General features: G+C 66.6%; 21 protein-coding genes. 10 read left to right on the forward strand and 11 right to left on the reverse strand.

Annotation, left to right across the window (positions count from 1 at the left end):
- The first annotated feature begins 14 nt into the window (after positions 1–14).
- From BRADO_RS21085 to BRADO_RS21095, 3 genes are all read left to right on the forward strand, one after another.
- Entirely contained in the window at positions 15–767 is a 753-nt protein-coding gene (locus tag BRADO_RS21085) for a glycerophosphodiester phosphodiesterase (protein WP_011927371.1), read from the forward strand.
- Between the two features lie 113 nt (positions 768–880).
- Entirely contained in the window at positions 881–2,089 is a 1,209-nt protein-coding gene (locus BRADO_RS21090; RefSeq protein ID WP_011927372.1) for a GNAT family N-acetyltransferase, read from the forward strand.
- Positions 2,090–2,149: 60 nt separating this feature from the next.
- Positions 2,150–2,575: an HIT family protein gene (locus BRADO_RS21095; RefSeq protein ID WP_008963324.1), complete on the forward strand. Its 426-nt coding sequence runs from the start codon at positions 2,150–2,152 to the stop codon at positions 2,573–2,575.
- 7 nt (positions 2,576–2,582) lie between these two features.
- On the opposite strand, the gene nadC is transcribed toward BRADO_RS21095, so the two are convergent.
- The 8 genes from nadC to BRADO_RS21135 all read right to left on the reverse strand — a co-directional run bounded on the left by nadC (position 2,583) and on the right by BRADO_RS21135 (position 9,710).
- Positions 2,583–3,431: a carboxylating nicotinate-nucleotide diphosphorylase gene (nadC, locus tag BRADO_RS21100; protein WP_011927373.1), complete on the reverse strand. Its 849-nt coding sequence runs from the start codon at positions 3,429–3,431 to the stop codon at positions 2,583–2,585.
- Positions 3,428–4,981, reverse strand: a complete 1,554-nt coding sequence (locus BRADO_RS21105; RefSeq protein WP_011927374.1) for an L-aspartate oxidase — start codon at positions 4,979–4,981, stop codon at positions 3,428–3,430. The genes nadC and BRADO_RS21105 overlap by 4 nt, the downstream gene beginning before the upstream one ends.
- On the reverse strand, positions 4,978–5,964 hold the full coding sequence (nadA, locus tag BRADO_RS21110) for a quinolinate synthase NadA (RefSeq protein WP_011927375.1): 987 nt from the start codon (positions 5,962–5,964) through the stop codon (positions 4,978–4,980). Before nadA ends, BRADO_RS21105 begins: the two co-directional genes overlap by 4 nt.
- A gap of 68 nt (positions 5,965–6,032) precedes the next feature.
- Entirely contained in the window at positions 6,033–6,989 is a 957-nt protein-coding gene (locus BRADO_RS21115; protein WP_011927376.1) for a membrane protein, read from the reverse strand.
- Between the two features lie 14 nt (positions 6,990–7,003).
- A complete protein-coding gene (gene tsaA, locus BRADO_RS21120; RefSeq protein WP_011927377.1) occupies positions 7,004–7,480 on the reverse strand; it encodes a tRNA (N6-threonylcarbamoyladenosine(37)-N6)-methyltransferase TrmO in 477 nt (158 codons plus the stop codon).
- A gap of 71 nt (positions 7,481–7,551) precedes the next feature.
- Positions 7,552–7,896 (reverse strand): AzlD domain-containing protein, encoded by a 345-nt coding sequence (locus BRADO_RS21125; RefSeq protein WP_011927378.1) that lies wholly within the window; start codon positions 7,894–7,896, stop codon positions 7,552–7,554.
- Positions 7,893–8,639, reverse strand: a complete 747-nt coding sequence (locus BRADO_RS21130; protein WP_011927379.1) for an AzlC family ABC transporter permease — start codon at positions 8,637–8,639, stop codon at positions 7,893–7,895. The genes BRADO_RS21125 and BRADO_RS21130 overlap by 4 nt, the downstream gene beginning before the upstream one ends.
- 102 nt (positions 8,640–8,741) lie before the next feature.
- Entirely contained in the window at positions 8,742–9,710 is a 969-nt protein-coding gene (locus BRADO_RS21135; RefSeq protein WP_050781025.1) for a lytic transglycosylase domain-containing protein, read from the reverse strand.
- A 149-nt stretch (positions 9,711–9,859) separates the two neighbouring features.
- Between BRADO_RS21135 and BRADO_RS21140 the strand changes: the two genes are divergently transcribed.
- Together BRADO_RS21140 and BRADO_RS21145 are read left to right on the forward strand one after the other, a co-directional pair.
- Positions 9,860–10,792, forward strand: a complete 933-nt coding sequence (locus BRADO_RS21140) for a glycine/sarcosine/betaine reductase selenoprotein B family protein (protein ID WP_011927381.1) — start codon at positions 9,860–9,862, stop codon at positions 10,790–10,792.
- Between the two features lie 113 nt (positions 10,793–10,905).
- Complete coding sequence (locus tag BRADO_RS21145) at positions 10,906–11,367, forward strand: PEGA domain-containing protein (protein ID WP_011927382.1); 462 nt, start codon at positions 10,906–10,908, stop codon at positions 11,365–11,367.
- Positions 11,368–11,382: 15 nt separating this feature from the next.
- Here BRADO_RS21145 and BRADO_RS21150 read toward each other — a convergent pair whose 3' ends face one another.
- Entirely contained in the window at positions 11,383–12,396 is a 1,014-nt protein-coding gene (locus BRADO_RS21150; RefSeq protein ID WP_011927383.1) for a carbon-nitrogen hydrolase family protein, read from the reverse strand.
- 196 nt (positions 12,397–12,592) lie between these two features.
- Here BRADO_RS21150 and BRADO_RS21155 point away from each other — a divergent pair, with 196 nt between their 5' ends.
- From BRADO_RS21155 to BRADO_RS21170, 5 genes are all read left to right on the forward strand, one after another.
- Positions 12,593–13,549, forward strand: a complete 957-nt coding sequence (locus BRADO_RS21155; RefSeq protein WP_011927384.1) for a helix-turn-helix domain-containing protein — start codon at positions 12,593–12,595, stop codon at positions 13,547–13,549.
- Positions 13,550–13,602: 53 nt separating this feature from the next.
- The gene (locus BRADO_RS35480) at positions 13,603–13,764 is read left to right on the forward strand and encodes a hypothetical protein (RefSeq protein ID WP_011927385.1); all 162 of its coding nucleotides are present in this window, start codon (positions 13,603–13,605) and stop codon (positions 13,762–13,764) included.
- Positions 13,765–13,786: 22 nt separating this feature from the next.
- Positions 13,787–14,134: a cytochrome c gene (locus BRADO_RS21160; protein ID WP_011927386.1), complete on the forward strand. Its 348-nt coding sequence runs from the start codon at positions 13,787–13,789 to the stop codon at positions 14,132–14,134.
- 99 nt (positions 14,135–14,233) lie between these two features.
- Positions 14,234–15,664: an MFS transporter gene (locus BRADO_RS21165; protein WP_011927387.1), complete on the forward strand. Its 1,431-nt coding sequence runs from the start codon at positions 14,234–14,236 to the stop codon at positions 15,662–15,664.
- Positions 15,665–15,722: 58 nt separating this feature from the next.
- Complete coding sequence (locus tag BRADO_RS21170; protein WP_011927388.1) at positions 15,723–16,484, forward strand: sulfite exporter TauE/SafE family protein; 762 nt, start codon at positions 15,723–15,725, stop codon at positions 16,482–16,484.
- Between the two features lie 241 nt (positions 16,485–16,725).
- Here BRADO_RS21170 and clpA read toward each other — a convergent pair whose 3' ends face one another.
- Together clpA and clpS are read right to left on the reverse strand one after the other, a co-directional pair.
- Positions 16,726–19,113 (reverse strand): ATP-dependent Clp protease ATP-binding subunit ClpA, encoded by a 2,388-nt coding sequence (gene clpA, locus BRADO_RS21175; RefSeq protein WP_011927389.1) that lies wholly within the window; start codon positions 19,111–19,113, stop codon positions 16,726–16,728.
- Between the two features lie 331 nt (positions 19,114–19,444).
- Positions 19,445–19,777, reverse strand: a complete 333-nt coding sequence (gene clpS, locus BRADO_RS21180) for an ATP-dependent Clp protease adapter ClpS (RefSeq protein ID WP_011927390.1) — start codon at positions 19,775–19,777, stop codon at positions 19,445–19,447.
- Positions 19,778–20,097 lie beyond the last annotated feature (320 nt).

The raw sequence follows: 20,097 nt of genomic DNA on the forward strand, positions 1-20,097 counted from the left end.
AATGGACGGGGCGAATGCGCGCACCTGACTGGCTGACGGCCCGCCCCGTCGCCCATCGCGGCCTGCATGATGCGGCCAGCGGCATTATCGAGAACATGCCGGCCGCCGCGCGCGGCGCGATCGCCGGCAATTTCGCCATCGAATGCGACATCCAGCTCTCGGCCGATGGCGAGGCGATGGTGCATCACGACTACGAGCTCGGCCGCCTCACCGAGGGCTCGGGCCTCCTGATCGAGAAGACCGCGGCCGAGCTGAAGGCCGTGACGTTCAAGCAGACCGACGAGCGGATGATGACGCTCAAGGACCTCTGCGACCTGATCGGCGGACGCGTGCCGCTGGTGGTCGAGGTCAAGAGCACCTTTCAGGGTGATCGTCGGCTGGTCCGAAGGATGGCCGAGGTGCTGTCGGCCTATTCCGGTCCGGCGGTTGGCATGTCGTTCGATCCGGACCTCGTGCACGCCATGCGCGAAACAATGCCGAATCTGACGCGCGGCATCGTCGCCCAACGCACCTATGAGGACGGCTACTGGGACAAGCTCACGCAAGCGCAGCGCGACAGCATGCTACATCTCAGGCACGGCCTGAGCACGCAGCCGCATTTCGTCGCCTATTGGGTGCAGCAGCTGCCGGCGCCCGCGCCCTGGGTCGCGCGCAATGTGTTCGGCTGTCCGCTGCTGACCTGGACCGTCCGCACGCCGGAGCAGCGCGCCACCGCCGCGCGTTACGCGGATCAGATGATCTTCGAAGGGTTTACGCCGGAGACGTGAGGCGAGACTCGAGGCGGGCCTTGAAGTCGGTGCTGCGATGCACGATCTTGATCCCATAGCAATCCGGGCGGCTCGGCCGAACGTTCCAGAGTTGCCTTCTGTTCAGGGGTTCGATGGCCTCACCTGAGATCACGCTCGAAGCCGTACCCGGGATCTCTGAAATCCCGGCCGCTGCCTGGGACGCCTGCGCCAATCCCGCCGGCCGCCTCGCCCCCGGCTCATCCGCCGGCTGCGGCCCCTCCTATAACCCGTTCGTCTCCCACGCCTTTTTGTCCGCCTGCGAAACCTCCGGCTCGGCGACGATCCGCACCGGCTGGGCGCCGCGGCATCTCGTGGCCAAGCTGGGCGAGGAAATCCTGGGCGTCGTGCCCTGCTATCTGAAGTCGCACTCGCAGGGCGAATACGTCTTCGACCGCGGCTGGGCTGACGCCTATGAGCGCGCCGGAGGCCGCTACTATCCGAAGCTGCAGGTCTCCGTGCCCTTCACGCCGGCGACCGGGCCGCGGCTGCTGATCCGTTCCGACCAGGACCGGGAGATGATCGGCAACGCGCTGGCGCAGGGCCTGAAGGCGCTGTGCGGGATCAGCGAGGCGTCCTCGGTGCACGTGACCTTCGCCCGCCAGGCCGAGTGGGAGCTGCTCGCCGCACAGGGTTTCCTGCAGCGCACCGACCAGCAGTTCCACTGGCACAACCAGGGTTTTTCCAGCTTCGACGATTTCCTGGCGACGATGAACTCGCGCCACCGCAAATCGATCAAGCGCGAGCGGCGCGATGCGCTGAACGCCGGCATCACCATCCATTGGCTGACCGGCAAGGACATCACCGAGGACGCGTGGGACGCGTTCTTCGACTTCTACATGGACACCGGCTCGCGCAAATGGGGCCGGCCCTATCTTAGCCGCAAGTTCTTCTCGCTGATCGGCCAGAGCATGGCTGACGACGTGCTGCTGGTGATGGCCAAGCGCGACGGCCGATGGATCGCCGGCGCCATCAACTTCATCGGCTCGGACACGCTGTTCGGCCGCAACTGGGGCGCCATCGAGCACCACCCGTTCCTGCATTTCGAGGTCTGCTACTACCAGGCGATCGACTTCGCGATCCAGCACAAGCTGGCCGTCGTCGAGGCCGGCGCGCAGGGCGAGCACAAGATCGTGCGCGGCTACCTGCCGCAGACCACCTACTCCGCGCACCACATCGCCGACCGCGGCCTGCGCCGCGCCATCGACGACTACCTCAAGCGCGAGCGCGCCTTTGTCGAGCAGGCCGGCCGCGAGCTCGCCGAATCCGGCCCGTTCCGCAAGGACCTGGACGAGCAATCTTGACCGGCGGCACGAGGCAATGAAAGTAAGGCGCCTGACGAGGAACCGCTGAAGGATTTGCCGATGACCGCCTACGATCCCCAAAACCCGTTCGCGAAGATCCTGCGCGGTGAATTCCCCTGCGTGAAGGTGTATGAGAACGACCACGTGCTGGCCTTCCTCGACATCATGCCGCGCGTCCCCGGCCACACGCTGGTCATCCCGAAGGCTCCGGCCCGCAACATCCTCGACATCACCGAGGAAGACTACCTCCATGTCGGCCGCGCCGTGCGCACGATCGCCCGCGCCGCCAAGACGGCGTTCGCCGCCGACGGCATCACGGTGCAGCAGTTCAACGAGCATGCCGGCGGGCAGATGGTGTTCCACCTCCACGTCCACATCATGCCGCGCCACAATGGCGACAGCCTGCTGCCGCCGGCCAGCCGCAAGGAGGACCCGAAGGTGCTGGAAGAGAACGCCGCGAAGCTGATCGCGGCGCTCAAGGGCTGATCACGGCTCACGCATCGTCGAGCCCGATGTCCAGCGCGGCCGAGGAATGCGTGATCCAGCCGACCGAGATCAGGTCGACACCCGCCGCCGCGATCGCCGGCGCGGTGTCGACGGTGATCCGGCCCGAGGCCTCGGTGATCGCCTTGCCGCGGGCCATGCCGACGGCGCGTTCGAGCTCTGGCGGCGTCATGTTGTCGAGCAGGACCGCATCGACGCCCAGCTTCAGCGCCTGCTCGAGCTGCGCGAGATTGTCCACCTCGACCTCGATCTTCACGAGATGGCCGGCATGAGCCTTGGCCCTGGTGATCGCCGCCGCGATGCCGCCGGCAATCGCGATATGGTTGTCCTTGATCAGGACCGCATCATCCAGCCCGAACCGATGATTGCCGCCCCCACCCGCGCGCACCGCATATTTCTCCAGCGCGCGCAGCCCCGGCGTCGTCTTGCGCGTGCACACGATCTGCGCCCGCGTGCCCTTCACGGCCGCGACCAGCGAGGCCGTCGCGGAGGCGACGCCGCTGAGGTGGCAGAGGAAGTTCAGCGCGACGCGCTCGCCGGTCAGCAGCGCCCGCGCCGGGCCGTTGATCGTGGCGATCACATCGCCGGCCGCGACGACGCTGCCGTCGCCGCGGATCGTCTCCATGCGAACCTCGGGCGAGACCGTCTGAAAGGCGCAGCGCGCGACGTCGAGGCCGGCGATCACGCCGGGCTGGCGCGCCCGCAACTGCAGGGCAGCGCGCTGCCCGGCGGGCACGATCGCATCGGTGGTGATGTCGCCGGCGCGGCCGAGATCCTCCAGCAGCGCCGCACGGAGCAGTGGCTCGTAGAGCAAGGGAAAGAGTGGATTGAGGCTCATGATACGATGCTCCTGAATGAAGGATGCCCTGTCTCCGCAATCTCCCACGCGGCGGCGATCGCTGAGGACGACGTAAAACGGGACGGCTGCGCGGCGGGCAGCGTGTCCGGACAGTCGGTGCGGCAATGCCCGCCGCGGCTCTCCTCGCGCGCATGGGCAGCCACCGACATCATCAGCCCGACCAGGGCTGGATCGGCCGTCGCTCCAGCTCCTATCGCCAGCGGGAGCAGGCTCCGGATGGCGGACACCATCCGATCGCGGTCGCGCAGCACGCCGAGTGCGCCGGACAGCAGCGGACGCACCGAGGACGGATCAGATGCAGCGGGGCTTGCCGCGGGCTCTCCGACCTTGGCAGCGCGCCGCGGCGTCCCGGCCGTGCTCTCGGCCACCCATTGCGCGCAGACGATTGCTTCCATCAGCGAGTTGCTGGCGAGGCGATTGGCGCCGTGCAGTCCGGTGCGGCTGACCTCGCCGCAAGCCCACAACCCGTCGACCGAACTGCGGCCCATCGCATCAACGGAGATACCGCCCATATGGTAGTGCACGGCGGGTCGAACCGGTATGGGATCGACGGCCGGATCAATTCCGGCCATGCGGCAGAACGCGCTGATCACGGGATAGCGCGCGGCGAAGGTGCCCCCCAGCGCCTCGCGCGCATCGAGAAAGACGCGATGGCCCTGCGCGCGCTGACGCCACACCGCCCGCGCCACCACGTCGCGTGGCGCCAGCTCGGCGCCGGGCTCGTCCGCCATGAAGCGCGTGCCGGTCTCGTCGATCAACACCGCGCCATCGCCGCGGATCGCCTCGGTCAGCAGCGGCAGCGGCCGCGACGGACCGTCGAAGGCGGTGGGATGAAACTGCACGAATTCGAGATCGGACAGCACCGCCCCTGCCCGCGCCGCCAGCGCCAACCCCTGGCCGAAGCAGCCGGACGGATTGGTGCTGTCGAGGAACAGGCCGCCGATGCCGCCGGTCGCGATCACGACGCGCGAGGTGGCGAGCACGACCGGCTCCTCGCCGCTCACCGCGACCACCCCCTGGATCGCATTGTCCACGACGATCAGCCGGCGCGCCTCGACACCTTCGAGCAAGGTCACCGACGGACATCGCCTGACGGCCGCGATCAGCGCGCGCATGATCTCGCGCCCGGTGCCGTCACCGGTGGCGTGCACGATGCGCTTGCGGCTGTGTGCCGCCTCGAGGCCGAGGCGCCAGCGCCCGTCGGCATCGCGGTCGAACGCGACGCCGAGCTCCGCGAGGCGCTCGACCGCCGCAGGCGCAGCATCGATGATGCGACGCGCCGCGGCCTCGTCACACAGGCCTGCGCCGGCGGCAATCGTATCGGCGAAATGCAGCGCCGGCTCATCGTCGCGACCGACCGCAGCCGCGAGACCACCCTGCGCCCACATGCTCGACGCCTCCGCGCCGAGCGGCGACTTCGACACGAGTACGACGGGCTCGGGTGCCAGTTGCAGCGCCGTCATCAGCCCGGCGGCGCCGCCGCCGATGATCACGGGACGGCCGATGAGACTGGAGAGATCGGTGCTCATAGCGCCAGCATCCTTTCCACTGAACGCCGCGCGCGCTCGGCCATCGCGGGATCGATCGTCACCTCATGCGTGTTGGTCTCGAGCGCATGACGGATGTTCTTCAAGGTGATCCGCTTCATGTGCGGGCACAGATTGCAGGGCCGGACGAACTCGATGTCGGGGTACATCACCGCAACATTGTCGCTCATCGAGCATTCTGTCAGGAGAACCACCCGCGCCGGCCGCTTGGCGCCGACATAGTCGGACATCGCCGCCGTCGAGCCGGCGAAGTCCGCTTCCGCCACCACCTCCGGCGGACATTCGGGATGCGCGAGCACGGTGACCCCGGGATGATTGTCGCGCAGCGTGCGGACATCCTCGGCGCTGAAGCGCTCATGCACCTCGCAATGTCCCTTCCACGCCGTGATCCGGACCTTGGTCTGCGCCGCGACATTGCGGGCGAGATACTCGTCCGGAAGCATGATGACGTGATCCGTGCCGAGCGACTCCACGATTTGGCGCGCATTGCCCGAGGTGCAGCAGACATCGGACTCGGCCTTCACCGAAACCGAGGTGTTGACATAGGCGACCACCGGCGCGCCGGGATGGCGCGCGCGCATCAGCCGGACGTCATCGGCGGTGATGGAGTCCGCGAGCGAGCAGCCGGCCTGCAGGTCCGGGATCAGCACCGTCTTCCCGGGATTGAGCAGCTTCGCCGTCTCCGCCATGAAATGCACGCCGGCGAGCACGATCACCTCGGCGTCGACCTTGGTCGCCTCGCGCGCGAGCAGCAGGCTGTCGCCGACGATGTCTGCGACGCCGTGGAATATCTCGGGCGTCTGGTAGTTGTGCGCCAGCAGCAAGGCGTTGCGCCGGCGCTTGAGCGCGAGGATGGCCTCGACATCCTCCTCGTAGACGGCCCATTCGGGCGGCGGGATCACCCGCTTCAGGCGGTCAGCAACAGACGACTTCGGCGCGACGGCAGCCAAAACGGTCCCGGCCATTTATACTCTCCTTGAGCATAAGATGGCTTATACTTATCCTGAGCATAAGTCTTGTCAAGCGCTGGGGATCACGACCGCGAGAGCGGCAGCTTGGTTCCGACCACGGCGCGCTCCGCGAGCACGCCCTGGCGGAAGCGGAACAACTTGGCGGGCCGTCCGATCGTGTCGGGAGCCATGGCTCCGGTCTCTTCGACGAGTTCCTGCTGCTCGATGAGCCGGCGGAAGTTCTGCTTGTGAACCAGCCGGCCGGCCAGCGCCTCGACGCTGCGTTGCAATTGCAGCAGGGTGAATTCATCCGGCATCAGCTCGAAGACGACCGGGCGATATTTGATCTTGGCGCGCAGCCTTGCGATGCCGGTGGCGAGAATGCGGCGGTGGTCACCCGTCATCGCGCGGCCGGGCACGGCCGCCTCGCCGCCCTGCTCGCGCACGCGCTCCGGGATCAGCGCGGCCTCGTACAACAGCTCATAGCGCTGCAGCGCGAGCTCCTCGTTCCACTCGCGGCCGTCGAGGCCGAAGGTGATGGCGGCACGTCGCCAGCGTGTCTTCTGCAACGCCGGCTCATCTGCCAGGCGTGCCCAGGCCTTCAGCCTTGGCGCGATGATCTTGGCGAGGATCGCCGGCGCCCCATCGCGATGATCCTCCCAGGGGAAGTAGTCGTACCAGGACGACCATTGCGCATCGGCGCCCTCGCGCCCCTCCTCCTCGCGCGTGAGGCCGAGATAGCTGATGGAGATGCGATGCGGCGCGTCGGGATCGCCGGAGCGGCCGCGATCGGCAAAGGTGTAGAGCTGCTCGACATAGCCCAAGGGATGGCCGGTCTGCGCCTCGACCCAGGCGCGCAGGCCCATCTGCAGCGAGCGGTGCGCGAACTGAAACGGGCCGCTCGGCAAGGCGGCCGCGTGATCGATCGTCATGATCTTCGGGTGCCCGTCCGTCACCGCGACCAGCACGGCGACGAGGTCGGCGGTGATCGCATCCAGAGCCGTCACGGTCTTCTGTGGCCGCTTGTTCAGGTTCGACATCCCGATCGCCGGTCCTATTTGTCCTCGCTTGCCCCAGGCGTGAACACACAATGATCCGGCTTCAGGTCGATCAGCGGCGTCTCGTCCAGGCAATCGAGGCCGCGCACCAGCACGGTGCTGCCCTCCAGCGCGACGAAGCGGACGGTCGAGACGCCGATCGGATTTGGGCGCACGGGCGAGCGCAGCGCGAAGGTGCCGCGGGTCTCGCCGTCATGATGGCGCGGGCTCTGCTTGACGAGGTCGCGGCGGGCCCGGTTGAGCCAATACAGCACCTGCAGATGGCTGAAACCGTCGATCCCCTGCAGGGCCGGCACCCAGGGCTCGAAGATTTCGAGCCGGCACACCGGCCCCTCGAGGCTGCCCTGCCGGGGTGTCTCCAGGCGCGAGGTCCAGGGTGCGCGGATGCGGCCGATGAAATACAGCGCGGCATCGCGCGGCTGCGGCGCATCGACGGTGACTTCACCCGGGCGGAGATCGGTCTCAGTGGTCATCGCAAAACAATCCTCAGATCTCACAGCTAATCTAGCCGAACGCCGCGGCATCGCAATTGCGGTCGCGCAACTCAGCCGAGCCACCAAGTGCCGGCCAGCATGACGGCCTCGCCGCAGACGACGCCGGCAAAGATCGAGCGGCGCGTCGCCAGAAAGGCCGCGAGCCCGGCGACCACCGCGCCGTGCCGCAGGCCCCACGGCACGCTGGCGAGCGCGCCGGGCGGCTGCACGACGATCTGCGCGATGACGCCGGCCAGGATCGCAGTCGCGACCGCCTTGACCCACATCAGGAGGTCCGAGCCCTCGTCGAGGCCGCTGCCGAACCACAGGCCGAGCAGCCGCCAGATCTGGTTGGGGATGACGCCCGCGACCAGCAGCACCACCAGCGCATGCCAATCGCCGATGAAGTCGCTCATGCCGCCTCCCGCCGCTCGCGCCATTTGTGGACGGCGAAGGCGAGCGTGCCGGCGGCGACGCCACTGACCAGGATGTCGACGCCGCTGTTGAGCCGGGCGGCGACCGGATACAGCACGAGGCCGAGGCCGAGCGCGAGCACGTCGGCCAACTCCCTGGCATTGCGCAGGGTCGAGAACAAGAACGCGAGCGGCGTCAGCAGCAGCACGGCGGCGCCGAAGGTCTGCGACAGGTTGGCGGCCAGAAGATAGCCGATGATGGTCGCGATCAGCGCCACGCCCATCAAGCCGGTGCCGAGCCCGTGGACGAAGGCGATGCGGCGCTCGCGCGGCACATGCGGCAGGAAGCGATAGCATTCGACCCACAGGGTCACCGCGGTGAAATGCGCGATCAGCACCAGCTGGCGCCGCCGGGTCTTGGGCCCGCGGATCAGCGGCAGCACGGCCACGACCATTGGAAACAGCCGGATCGCGCTCATCGTCACCGCGATCGCCGATTGCAGGATGGTCTGGCCGGAGCCGAGCGTCGACACCAGGATGATCTGCGCCGGCCCTGCCCAGACCAGCACGGTGCTGAGGATCGCCCAGAGCATGCTGAAATGCGTGTCGTGGGCGAGCGCGCCGATGCCGATGAAGGTGACGAACAGCACCACCGACAGGATGGTCGCCGACGTCGCGCGCAGGCCCCAGCCGAAGGCCCGGAACGAACCATGCCATTGCGGCGAATCGAGCGGAGGAAATGTCACGGGCGGCCCAGCGAAGCGGACCGCGATAAGGCTTTCGAAACCGCCCCGCGTCAACCGCCATCACGCGCGCGCTGCTCTGCATACGGCGCAAGCCGCGGCCCTCTAGGCCCGGTTGCGCAGCACGAAGCAGGCGCCGCCGGCGCCGCGGATGCGGCTGCACAGCGCGTCGGCCTCGCCGCGCGTGTCGGCGCCGATCCGCACCTGATAGAAGGCGCGATTGCCGCGCGTGCGCATCACCGAGGACAGCAGGCTCGGATCACGATCGCCGATGACAGAGCCGAGCCCCTTGATGGCCCGCGCATACATCGACAGCGCCTTGTTGCGGTCGAAGCCGGCCGCCAGCTGCACGCCCCAGGACTTCGCAGCCGCCATGGCGACGTGCTGCTCGAGCTGGGTGACGAACGGATTGGGCGCGCGCTTCAACAGCGCCATCAGCTGATGACAGGAGGTCGGCCGCGCGCTCGGCGGCAACTTGCCGCCCTTGCCCGCCGCAGCCCAGTCGTCGATCGATGTGCCGGTGATCGCCGAGACGTAGTTACGCGTCTCCCACGGTATCTGGCCCTTGCCGGCGAGCCAGTTCTGTACCCGGCGCGGGCCGGCATTATAGGCCGCCGCGGCGAGCCCGAGATTGCCGAACTGATCCCGCAGCTCGGCCAAAAACTGCGCCGATTTCGGCAGCGCCTGCACCGGATCGAACGGATCGAGCAGTTCGCGCTCGCTCGCGGTGCCCGGCATGAACTGGGCGATGCCCAGGGCGCGCTGACCGCTGCGGGTGACCGGTCCGACCGCGTCGCTCTGGAACCGGCTCTCCTGCCAGATCACGCGGGCGAAGAATTCGAGCGGCAGATCGTTCGACTTGGCGGCCGACTCGATCATCAGGCAGATCGCCTCGCGCGTGCCGCTCTCCTTCGGATCCTCAGGCTTGGCCGCGGCGTCCTTGGACTCGTCCTTTGCCGGCGGCGCCCCGTCGGCGAGCGGCCAGACGGTCTCGCCCTCATTGGCCGCGGCGCATCCGATCGTCGCGACCAGAAGACAGACAGCGACGCTGAGAGCCGGGATCGAGCGATGCATGGAAACAAAGGAAATTATGGCCGGTATGACGGCGGAAAACCAAAAGCCGACAGACAAAGCCGGAGGCCCCGTTCCGGTTCCAAAGCGCGACGCCTTGACACGGAGCATCGGCCGGCTAGCAATCCGCCATCGCTTCAGGAGCGCGACCGATGACCGCCTCTTCCGACCCGCTCGGCTTCGCGCCGGATGACACCGCGCCGCTGGCCTACATGGCGCGAACGCGGGACTATTATCTCGCGATCGGCTACGACACGCCGTATCGCTGGGCACATTATATTTCGGCGCCATTACAGAAGCTGCGCAAGCCGCTCGCGCAATCGCGCGTGACACTCATCACTACGGCGGCGCCCTACGATCCCGCCAAGGGCGATCAGGGCCCCGGCGCGCCCTACAACGGCGGCGCGAAGTTCTACTCGGTCTATGACGGCGACACGTCGGCCACGCACGATCTGCGCATCTCGCACATCGCCTACGACCGCACGCATACGACGGCTGCGGATTCCAACACCTGGTTTCCGCTACCGCAGTTGCTGCGGCTCGCCAGCGAGGGCCGCGTCGGCGCGGTCGGGCCGCGCTTCTTCGGTGCGCCGACCAATCGCAGCCAGCGCGTGACGATCGAGCAGGACGCTCCGGAAATTCTCGCGCGCTGCCGCGCCGACGAGATCGACGCGGTCGTGCTGGTACCGAACTGCCCGGTGTGCCACCAGACGGTGAGCCTGGTGGCCCGGCATCTCGAAGCCAATGGCATTTCGACCGTCGTGATGGGCTGCGCCAAGGACATCGTCGAGCACGCCGCGGTGCCGCGCTTCCTGTTCTCGGACTTTCCGCTCGGCAACTCCGCCGGCAAGCCGCACGACGCCGCCTCGCAGGCGTTCACTCTCGAGCTCACGCTCGATGTGCTGGAGAGTTCACCAGCCGGACGGACGACCGTGCAATCGCCGCTGCAATGGAGCGACGATCACAGCTGGAAGCGCGACTACAGCAACCCCGCTTTGCTCGCCCCCGAGGAGCTCGCGCGCCGGCGCGCCGAGTTCGACGCCCAGAAGGCGATCGCGCGCGGGATCCGCGAAAGTAAGTCCTGAAAGCCACACTCGCTTTGAACTCAGCAACAATTCCCTTCGGAAAAAGCTGATACCGCTTGCTCTCCCGTCCCAGTTGAGCTTGAGTTTCCCCCGAGTTCAAGGGGGCAATACAAATGAGAGTTGTAGCGTTGGTGGTGCTGTGCGCCGCCCTGGGTGGGTGCGCGTCCGTCACACGCGGCACTACCGAAACGATCAGCGTGGCATCGACCCCTTCAGGCGCTGAAGCCTCGGTCGCCGGCCTTGAGGCGCCGATGACCTGTACGACGCCGTGTTCGTTCGTGGCAAAGCGCAACGCGGACATCAGCGTCACGATCGAAAAGCCGGGCTACGAGACCCAGATCATCCCGCTGCAGAAGGACATCCCGACGGCAGGCGCGGCCGGATTCGCAGGCAACCTGCTGCTCGGCGGTGTGATCGGCATGGGCGTCGACGCAGCGACCGGCGCGGCGACCGACCACAAACCGAACCCGGTGATCGTCACCTTGCAGCCGAAGATGGCAGCACCGGTCGCGCGCGCCCAGCGTCCGCCGCGCCGTGCGGCACCGCCGCCGGCGCAGCCCGAAGCCGGGACCTAGCAGCCTCGCGGCCGGCTACCCGCCAGCCGCGACCTCGCCCGGCGCCACAGTATCGACGGGTAGTGCAAACGCCTCGACGCGATTGAACGGCTTCTTGTTGAGCAGCAACCGGGTCACGTCGGGGCGCGAATAATGTCCGGCGGGATCGGCAGCGTTCTTGGCGATGCCGATCATGCCGAGATCGATCTCGGCGATCAGCAGGCCTTCCTGATCCGGCGGCAGCTTCTCGACCAGCGAGGAGCCGTCCGGACCGAAGATCACGGCGTGGCCGCCGCCGACATGCAGCAGCGCGTGCTTGTCGGGCCGGTCGCACAATTCGTCGATCATGGCCTGCGAGACGGTGGCGCATGGCGCCAGCACGAAGCACGAGCCCTCCACCGCGTAGACCCGCGAGGCCGCGTTGTTGACCTCGGCGCCGAGCGCCGGCGCGAACGGGTCGTACAGCGAGAAGCTCGGCCAGGCCGCAACATGCACCTGCTCGTTTTGGGCATACATCGCATATTTCGACAGCGGCTGCAGATGCTCCCAGCAGCACAGCGCGCCGAGCCGGCCGATGTCCGGACGATCGTGTACGGCGAGATCGCTGCCGTCGCCCTCACCATATACGGTGCGCTCGGCATGGGTCGGCCGCAGCTTGCGGCGCTTGGCGATGGTCTCGCCATCCGGGCCGATCAGCCATTGCGCGATGTAGAGGCTGCCGCCGTCGCGCTCGGAAATGCCGAGCACAGCGGTCAGCTTCGCCTTGCGCACGGCGGCGCGCAGCGTCTCGGCCTGCGGGCTGTCATAGGCCAGCGAATTGTCGAAATAGCGCTGCACGAAGCCGCGGCCGATGCACCAGGCCGGTGAATCCATCCAGATGTGCCAGGGATAGCCGGGGATGAAGACCTCCGGGAAGGCGATCAGCTTGGCGCCCTTGTCGGCCGCCTCCTCGATCAATCCGATCGTCTTCTTGATCGAGGCGTCGAGGTCGAGCCAGGCCGGCGCCGCCTGCACCACCGCCACCTTGTATTTCGGATGTGCCAGTCCCATCGTCGATGCTCCCGCTGCTGCCGTTTGCGGCGGTCCCGCCGCGCTCCCTGTCACGCCACTATTGACCGAGGTGCCGGTTCGCGCTCGTCTTGCAAGGAACGAAAAGTCGACTGTGGCGGCGCCAGGCCGGCTTCGGCCCGAAACTTGCTGCACTGCGCCAGATTTAATCGACAGAGGTGCAAGGGGAGACGGACCGATGCCGATCCTGTTCACCACCGAGGGAAGCCCGGGCCACCGCCGGCTGGCGCTGTGGCAGGACATCGTCTGCGACGTCTATGTCGGACTCGACTGCACGTCCGATCTCGGCAGCGCGTTTCGCGGCGCGGTGACGCATACGACGCTGGGCCGCGCCGTCTGCTCCGAGGTCGTCTCCGACCGGCAGCGCGTGCGCCGAACCTCGCAGCGCATCGCGCGCGCGGATGCCGACTATGTGCTGGTCGCGCTCGGCCGCGAGGGCATCGGCGGCGTCACCCAGGACGGCCGCGACACGATGATCCGTCCCGGCGAATTCGCGATCTATGATACGACCCGCACTTACGAGTTGCAGTTCGACACCGCCTTCCGGCAGACCGTGTTCAAGCTGCCGCGCGACATGCTGCAGCGCAGGATCGGCGCGACCGAGGCCGTCACGGCGATCACCTTCGGCGCCGACAGCCCGCTGCAGCCTCTCGCCTACGAGTTCATCGTCAAGCTGTGCGAACGCGCCGATCACATCGGCGCCGAGCACGCCGACCGTCTGGCCGACCAGGCCGCCGACCTGCTGGCGATGACCTTGGCCGAGCGGCTGCGAACCCAGCCGCTGCCAGCCTCGAGCCATCGGGCGGCCCTGCTCTATCGCATCAAAGCGAATGTCCGCGCGCGTCTCGCCGATTGCGATCTGTCGCTGCCGAAGGTCGCGCGCGAGCTCGGCCTGTCGCCGCGCTACATCAACGACCTGTTCTCGGACGAGCAGCTGTCTTTCCAGCGCTTCGTGCTCGCCGAGCGCCTGAAGCTGTGCCGACGCGACCTCGCCGCCCCTGCCCTGGCGTATCGCCAGATCAGCGAGATCGCCTTCAGCTGGGGCTTCAACGACCTCTCGCATTTCGGCCGCGTGTTTCGCGAGCAGTTCGGCCAGTCGCCACGCGAGTGGCGGCGCAGCAACCTGACGCGCTAGTCTACACTACGCCAAGCCCTGCCTTTCGAGCCGGGCGGCAGCCGGATTTCCGCATGCGCCGTTTCGCCTTGAAAGCCCTGTTCTCGCTGCTCACGCTGCAGCGCGGCGCCGAGACCCGCCTGCGCTGGGATCGCATCGTGCTGATCGGCTCGACATGCGTGACGATCGGGCTGGTTGCGCTCTATGCCTATGGAAAGGCCGAGGGGCGCTGGTAGAACGCGCCAACGAGAAGCTGACATGAGCCTGCAAATGCGTCGTCTCGGATATGCCCTCGTTCCGCTGGTGCTGACCTCGACCGCCAGCCATGCGCTGGACAGCGAGCAGAAGCGAGGAAAAGCGCTCTTGCAAAGCCTTTGCAGCCGATGCCATGCGATAGGTCCCACCGGCGCAAGCCCGCATCCCGACGCCCCTCCGTTCAGGACCTTCGGTGACAGCAAGCTCTACGACGACGATTTTTCGCAGCGGCTGCAAACCGGCCTCTCGACGATCCACAAGGACATGCCGAGCTTCCAGTTCGATCGGCCCGACGCGGAAGCCGTCGTCAATTATCTCAAGGCGATCCAGGTCCGTCCCAAGCGAAGCTGACAGGCTCGCCCTGCCGATCGGCATGGAACAGGGATTGTGCAGCGCGGTTGCCTGTTTCCGAGCACCAACCGCGGCCCGGTTGCGGCCGGAGCTTCCACAATGACATCTACGACCACGACCTCGATGGTGCATGCCGACGGGCTGCCGCTGCCCCAGCGAACCTGGGCGATCGTCACGATCGCGCTCGGCATCGTGCTGGCCGTGGTGGACGGCGCCATCGCCAATGTGGCGCTGCCGACGATCGCGCGCGACCTCAACGCCAGCCCCGCGTTCTCGATCTGGATCGTCAACGGCTATCAGCTCGCGGTCACGATCTCGCTGCTGCCGCTGGCCTCGCTGGGCGAGATCATCGGTTATCGCCGCGTCTATCTCGCCGGCCTCGTGCTGTTCACCGCCGCCTCGCTGTTCTGCGCGCTGGCCGACAGCCTGCTCTTGTTGACGCTCGCGCGCATCCTGCAGGGCTTTGGCGCGGCCGGCATTCTCAGCGTGAACTCGGCGCTGGTACGTTTCACCTATCCGCACGCCCTGCTCGGCCGCGGCATCGGCATTAATGCGATGGTGGTCGCGGTGTCGGCGGCCGTTGGCCCGACAATCGCCGCCGGCATTCTCGCGGTCGGCAGCTGGCCCTGGCTGTTCGCGATCAACGTGCCGCTCGGCCTCGTCACCTTTGCCTTCGGCTTCCGCTTCCTGCCGCAGACGCCGCGCGCGCCGCACATGTTCGACTGGCAGAGCGCGGCGCTGAGCGCGGTGACCTTCGGCTTCCTGATTGCCGCGGTCGACAGCCTCGGCCATGGCGAGGCGCTGGCCACCTGCGCCATCGAGTTCGTCGTCGCCGTCACGGCCGGCTTCTGGCTGGTGTATCGCCAGACCCACATGGCCTCGCCGCTGCTGCCGCTCGACCTCCTGCGCATCCCCGTCTTCGCATTGTCGATCGCGACCTCGATCTCGTCGTTCTGCGGCCAGATGCTCGCCTTCGTCGCGATTCCGTTCTATCTCGAAAGCCATTTCGGCTATTCGCCGGTGCAGATGGGCCTGTTGATCACGCCGTGGCCTATCGCGGTCGGCCTGACCGCGCCGATTGCCGGCCGGCTGGTCGAGCGCGTGCCGGCCGGCCTGCTCGGCGGCATCGGCCTCGTGATCTTTGCCGGCGGTCTGCTCACGCTGGGCCTGTTGCCGCGCGAGCCGCAGGCCTGGGACGTTGTCTGGCGCATGGCGCTGGCCGGCTGCGGCTTCGGCCTGTTCCAGACGCCCAACAACCGCACGATGATCGCAGCTGCGCCGCGCGAACGTGCCGGCGGCGCCAGCGGCATGCTCGGCACCGCGCGCCTGCTCGGCCAGACCACCGGTGCGGCGCTGGTGGCGATGTTCCTCGCCATCGATCCATCCGACGGCACAAGGCTGTCGCTGCTGACCGGCGTCGGCTTCGCCCTGGTCGGCGCATTCTTGAGCATGTTGCGCCTTTCGCCGGCCGGCGCACGCGGCGCGGAGCACGTCCGCATTCATGACGGCCAGCGGCTCAAGGGCGAGTGATCTCGCCTCCGCAACATGATACCTACAAACTGAAATCAATGTGACATGGGCGGGCGGAATGACAGACTGGACGATGCTGCCACTGCTCGCGCTCGCCGCCTTCGGCTCGGGCATCGTCAACGCGTTGGCCGGCGGCGGTGCCTTCCTGACCTTCCCGACACTGCTCGCCGCCGGCATTCCGGCGATCGACGCCAATGCCTCCAGCACCGTGGCGCTGTGTCCCGGACAGTTCGTCAGCGCCTATGCCTCGCGCGAGATCCTGGGTGACGCCAAGGCGCCGTGGCGCGGCGACCTCGTCCGGCTGTCGATCATCAGCCTGATCGGTGGCACGCTCGGCGCCGTGCTGCTCCTGGTGACACCGTCGGCGGCGTTCAGCCGCCTGGTGCCGTGGCTGCTGTTGTTCGCAACGACGGTGTTCGCCTTCGGCATGCGGTTCACGCCGAAGGATGGCGCACGCTGGCTCGGGCCGCGGGCGATCCAGGCGGTGCAGTTCGTGATCGCGATCTATGGCGGCTATTTCGGCGGCGGCATCGGCATCCTGATGCTCGCTGCCCTGGTGTTCTATGGCATGCGCGATATCCGCGCGATGAACGGCCTGAAGATTTGGCTAGCGGCGCTGATGAACATCATGGCCTCCGCCATCTTCGCATTCTCGGGCCGCGTGCACTGGCTGGAGACGCTGACCATGATGGCCGCCGCCATGGTCGGCGGCTTCGTCGGCGCCCGGCTGAGCCAGACCATTCCTCCGGCGTATGTGCGCCGTTTCGTCATCGCCGTCGGCTGCGGGCTGACAGTCTACTTCTTCATCAAGCCTGCTTGAGGACGGCGAGACTCTGTTTCGAGGAGCAAACGGATCGCATCGGGAGAAAACAGCCCCTGCAACAAAGATGGCCGCCAACTTGCTCGTCACGCCCGGGCTTGTCCCGGTCAAGCCCGGCCATAACGCATTGAGATAGCCGGGCGCGAGTAAGATCCGGCCCCACCTCTTCATCGACGACGCTACCAAACAGAAAAAGGCCGGCGCGAAGCCGGCCTTTCCCTTTAATGCTCTCGTCCCGGCATCATGCCTTGACCAGCGGACCCTTGGGCGCCGGGCCCTTCGGACCGCCGCCGGACTTCGGCTTGCGCTTGCGCGCCGCCGGCACTTCCGACTTCGGCGAGACCGGGCCATCGACGAACTCGAAGCCGATCTTCTCGTCCACACCGGACTCGTCCTTGACCAGGACGACACGGACGTGGCCACCGCTCTTCAGCTTACCGAACAGCACCTCGTCGGCCAGCGGCTTCTTGATGTGCTCCTGGATCACGCGGCCCATCGGGCGCGCACCCATTTGCTCGTCATAGCCGTGCTGGATCAGCCAGGCCTTCGCCGGCTCCGACAGCTCGATCGTGACGTCGCGGTCGGCCAGCTGGGCCTCGAGCTGTAGCACGAACTTCTCCACCACCATGCCGATCACGTCGACCGAGAGGTGGCCGAACGAGACGATCGCATCGAGACGGTTGCGGAATTCCGGCGCGAACTGCCGGTTGATCGCCTCGTGGTCGTCCCCTTCCCGCTTGGAGCGGTGGAAGCCGAACGCCTGCTTGGCGAGGTCCGCCGCGCCCGCATTCGTCGTCATGATCAGGATGACGTTGCGGAAGTTCACCTGCTTGCCGTTGTGGTCGGTGAGGCGGCCGTGATCCATGATCTGCAGCAGCACATTGTACAGATCCGGATGCGCCTTCTCGATCTCGTCCAGCAGCACCACGCAGTGCGGATGCTGGTCGACGCCATCGGTCAGGAGGCCGCCCTGGTCGAAGCCGACATATCCCGGAGGTGCGCCGATCAGGCGCGACACCGTGTGCCGCTCCATGTACTCCGACATGTCGAAGCGCAGGAGCTCGACACCGAGCGTCGAGGCCAACTGCTTGGCCACCTCGGTCTTGCCGACGCCGGTCGGACCCGAGAACAGGTAGCAGCCGATCGGCTTCTCCGGCTCGCGCAGGCCGGCGCGCGCCAGCTTGATCGAGGCGGACAGCGAGTCGATCGCCTTGTCCTGGCCGAACACCACACGCTTCAGGGTCTGCTCAAGATGCTTGAGCACCTCGGCGTCGTCCTTCGACACGCTCTTCGGCGGGATGCGCGCCATCGTGGCGATCGTGGTCTCGATCTCCTTGATGCCGATCGTCTTCTTGCGCTTGTTTTCGGCGAGCAGCATCTGCGCCGCACCGGATTCGTCGATCACGTCGATCGCCTTGTCCGGCAGCTTGCGGTCGTGGATGTAGCGCGACGACAACTGCACCGCGGCCTCGATGGCCTCGTTGGTGTACTTCAGCCGGTGATAGTCCTCGAAGTACGGCTTGAGGCCCTTCAGGATCGCGATCGCATCTTCCACCGACGGTTCGTTGACGTCGATCTTCTGGAACCGGCGCACCAAAGCGCGGTCCTTCTCGAAGTGCTGGCGATATTCCTTGTAGGTCGTCGAGCCCATGCAGCGGATCGAGCCTGAGGCCAGCGCCGGCTTCAAGAGGTTCGACGCATCCATCGCCCCGCCCGACGTCGCACCCGCACCGATCACGGTGTGGATCTCGTCGATGAACAGGATCGCGTTCGGGTGCGCCTCGAGCTCCTTGAGGACCTGCTTCAGCCGCTCCTCGAAGTCGCCACGATAGCGCGTGCCGGCGAGCAAGGTGCCCATGTCCAGCGAGAACACGGTCGCCGCGGACAGCACCTCGGGAACCTCGCTGTCGACGATGCGCTTGGCGAGCCCTTCGGCGATCGCCGTCTTGCCAACGCCGGCTTCGCCGACGAACAGCGGATTGTTCTTCTGCCTCCGGCACAGCACCTGGATGGCGCGGTTGATCTCGGAGTTACGGCCGATCACCGGATCGATCTTGCCGTCGCGGGCCTTCTTGTTGAGATTGACGCAATAGGTTTCCAGCGCCTCGCCCTTTTTCTTGGAGTCCTCGTTGCCCTTGGTCTCGGTCTCTTCGTCGACGCCACGCACCGGGCGCGCTTCGGAGACACCAGGGCGCTTGGCGATGCCGTGGCTGATGTAGTTCACGGCGTCGTAGCGCGTCATGTCCTGCTCTTGCAGGAAGTACGCGGCGTGGCTTTCGCGCTCCGCAAAGATCGCGATCAGCACGTTGGCGCCGGTCACCTCTTCGCGGCCCGATGACTGAACGTGAATCACGGCGCGCTGGATCACGCGCTGGAAACCCGCGGTCGGCTTGGCGTCGTCGCTGCCGTCCGTCACCAGATTTTCGAACTCGGTTTCGAGGTAGTTCACGAGACTGCCGCGCAGCTTGTCGAGGTCGACGCTGCACGCGCGCATCACGGCCGCTGCATCGCTGTCATCGATCAAGGACAAGAGGAGATGTTCCAATGTCGCGTATTGATGATGACGCTCGTTGGCAATCGCCAGCGCACGATGCAGGGATTGTTCAAGGCTTTGAGAAAAAGTCGGCATGCGCGTCCTCTGTGGCCCCCTGCCATCATGATCGCCGCCGCCCGGTCAGGCAACAACAACCTTTGTCAAATATAGTTATAACCGAGTGCGACAAAAGACCGGTCGGACGGCTCGATTACGGGTTCACCGGATCGTCAATGCAAAACCCGTTCCGATTGCGGCAAATCCGGCTGCGGCAACCGAACGGCACTCGTCTGTCGAACCGCCAGCCTATGTGTCGCAGCGGCCGTAATTCTTCGGTCGCAGCGGCGACCCGTGTGTGCATGTTCCCTGACAGCGGCTGCGGCGAGCGCGCACCCGGCCCGGCGTCGCGGCTTGCGAGAGCACTGCGCTACTTCTTCTCCATCACACATTGCAGCGGATGCTGATGCTTGCGGGCGAAGTCCATCACCTGCGTCACCTTCGTCTCGGCGATCTCATAGGTGAAAACGCCGCACTCCCCGATGCCGTGATGGTGCACGTGGAGCATGATCTTGGTCGCGGCCTCGACGTCCTTGTTGAAGAATTTCTCAAGAACGAGAACGACGAACTCCATCGGCGTGTAATCATCGTTGAGGATCAGGACGCGATAGAGATTGGGGCGCTTGGTCTTCGGCTTGACCTTGGTGATCACGGACGTGGCCGGGCCGCCGGGGCCACCGGACTTATTGTCGTTATTGCTCATCCTAGGCGCGGATCGGTTCAATCTGGAATTTGGCTGCGACATCTTGCACGCGTTAGATAATGCTGCGAGGACCCCAATAAAGGGTTTCCCGCATTGTCCCTTCCGGGATTGTCCCCACCGGGCCGCTTCGCCACCCGGTCCTGCGTTCCAGATCGCCTGTCCCTGCCGACCGGTCCGGTCGGACCGACACCAGGAATATGGGTCAGTGGCCGGTTTGCCGCAAGCGCATCCCCTGAATGGATCGGCGCTCCGGCAGGACCGATTCCCCCGCCCCGGCGATACCACGGAGGTTAATCAAACCGATCGCATTTTACAAAGCG

It is taken from the genome of Bradyrhizobium sp. ORS 278 (genome assembly GCF_000026145.1).
GTDB lineage: Bacteria > Pseudomonadota > Alphaproteobacteria > Rhizobiales > Xanthobacteraceae > Bradyrhizobium.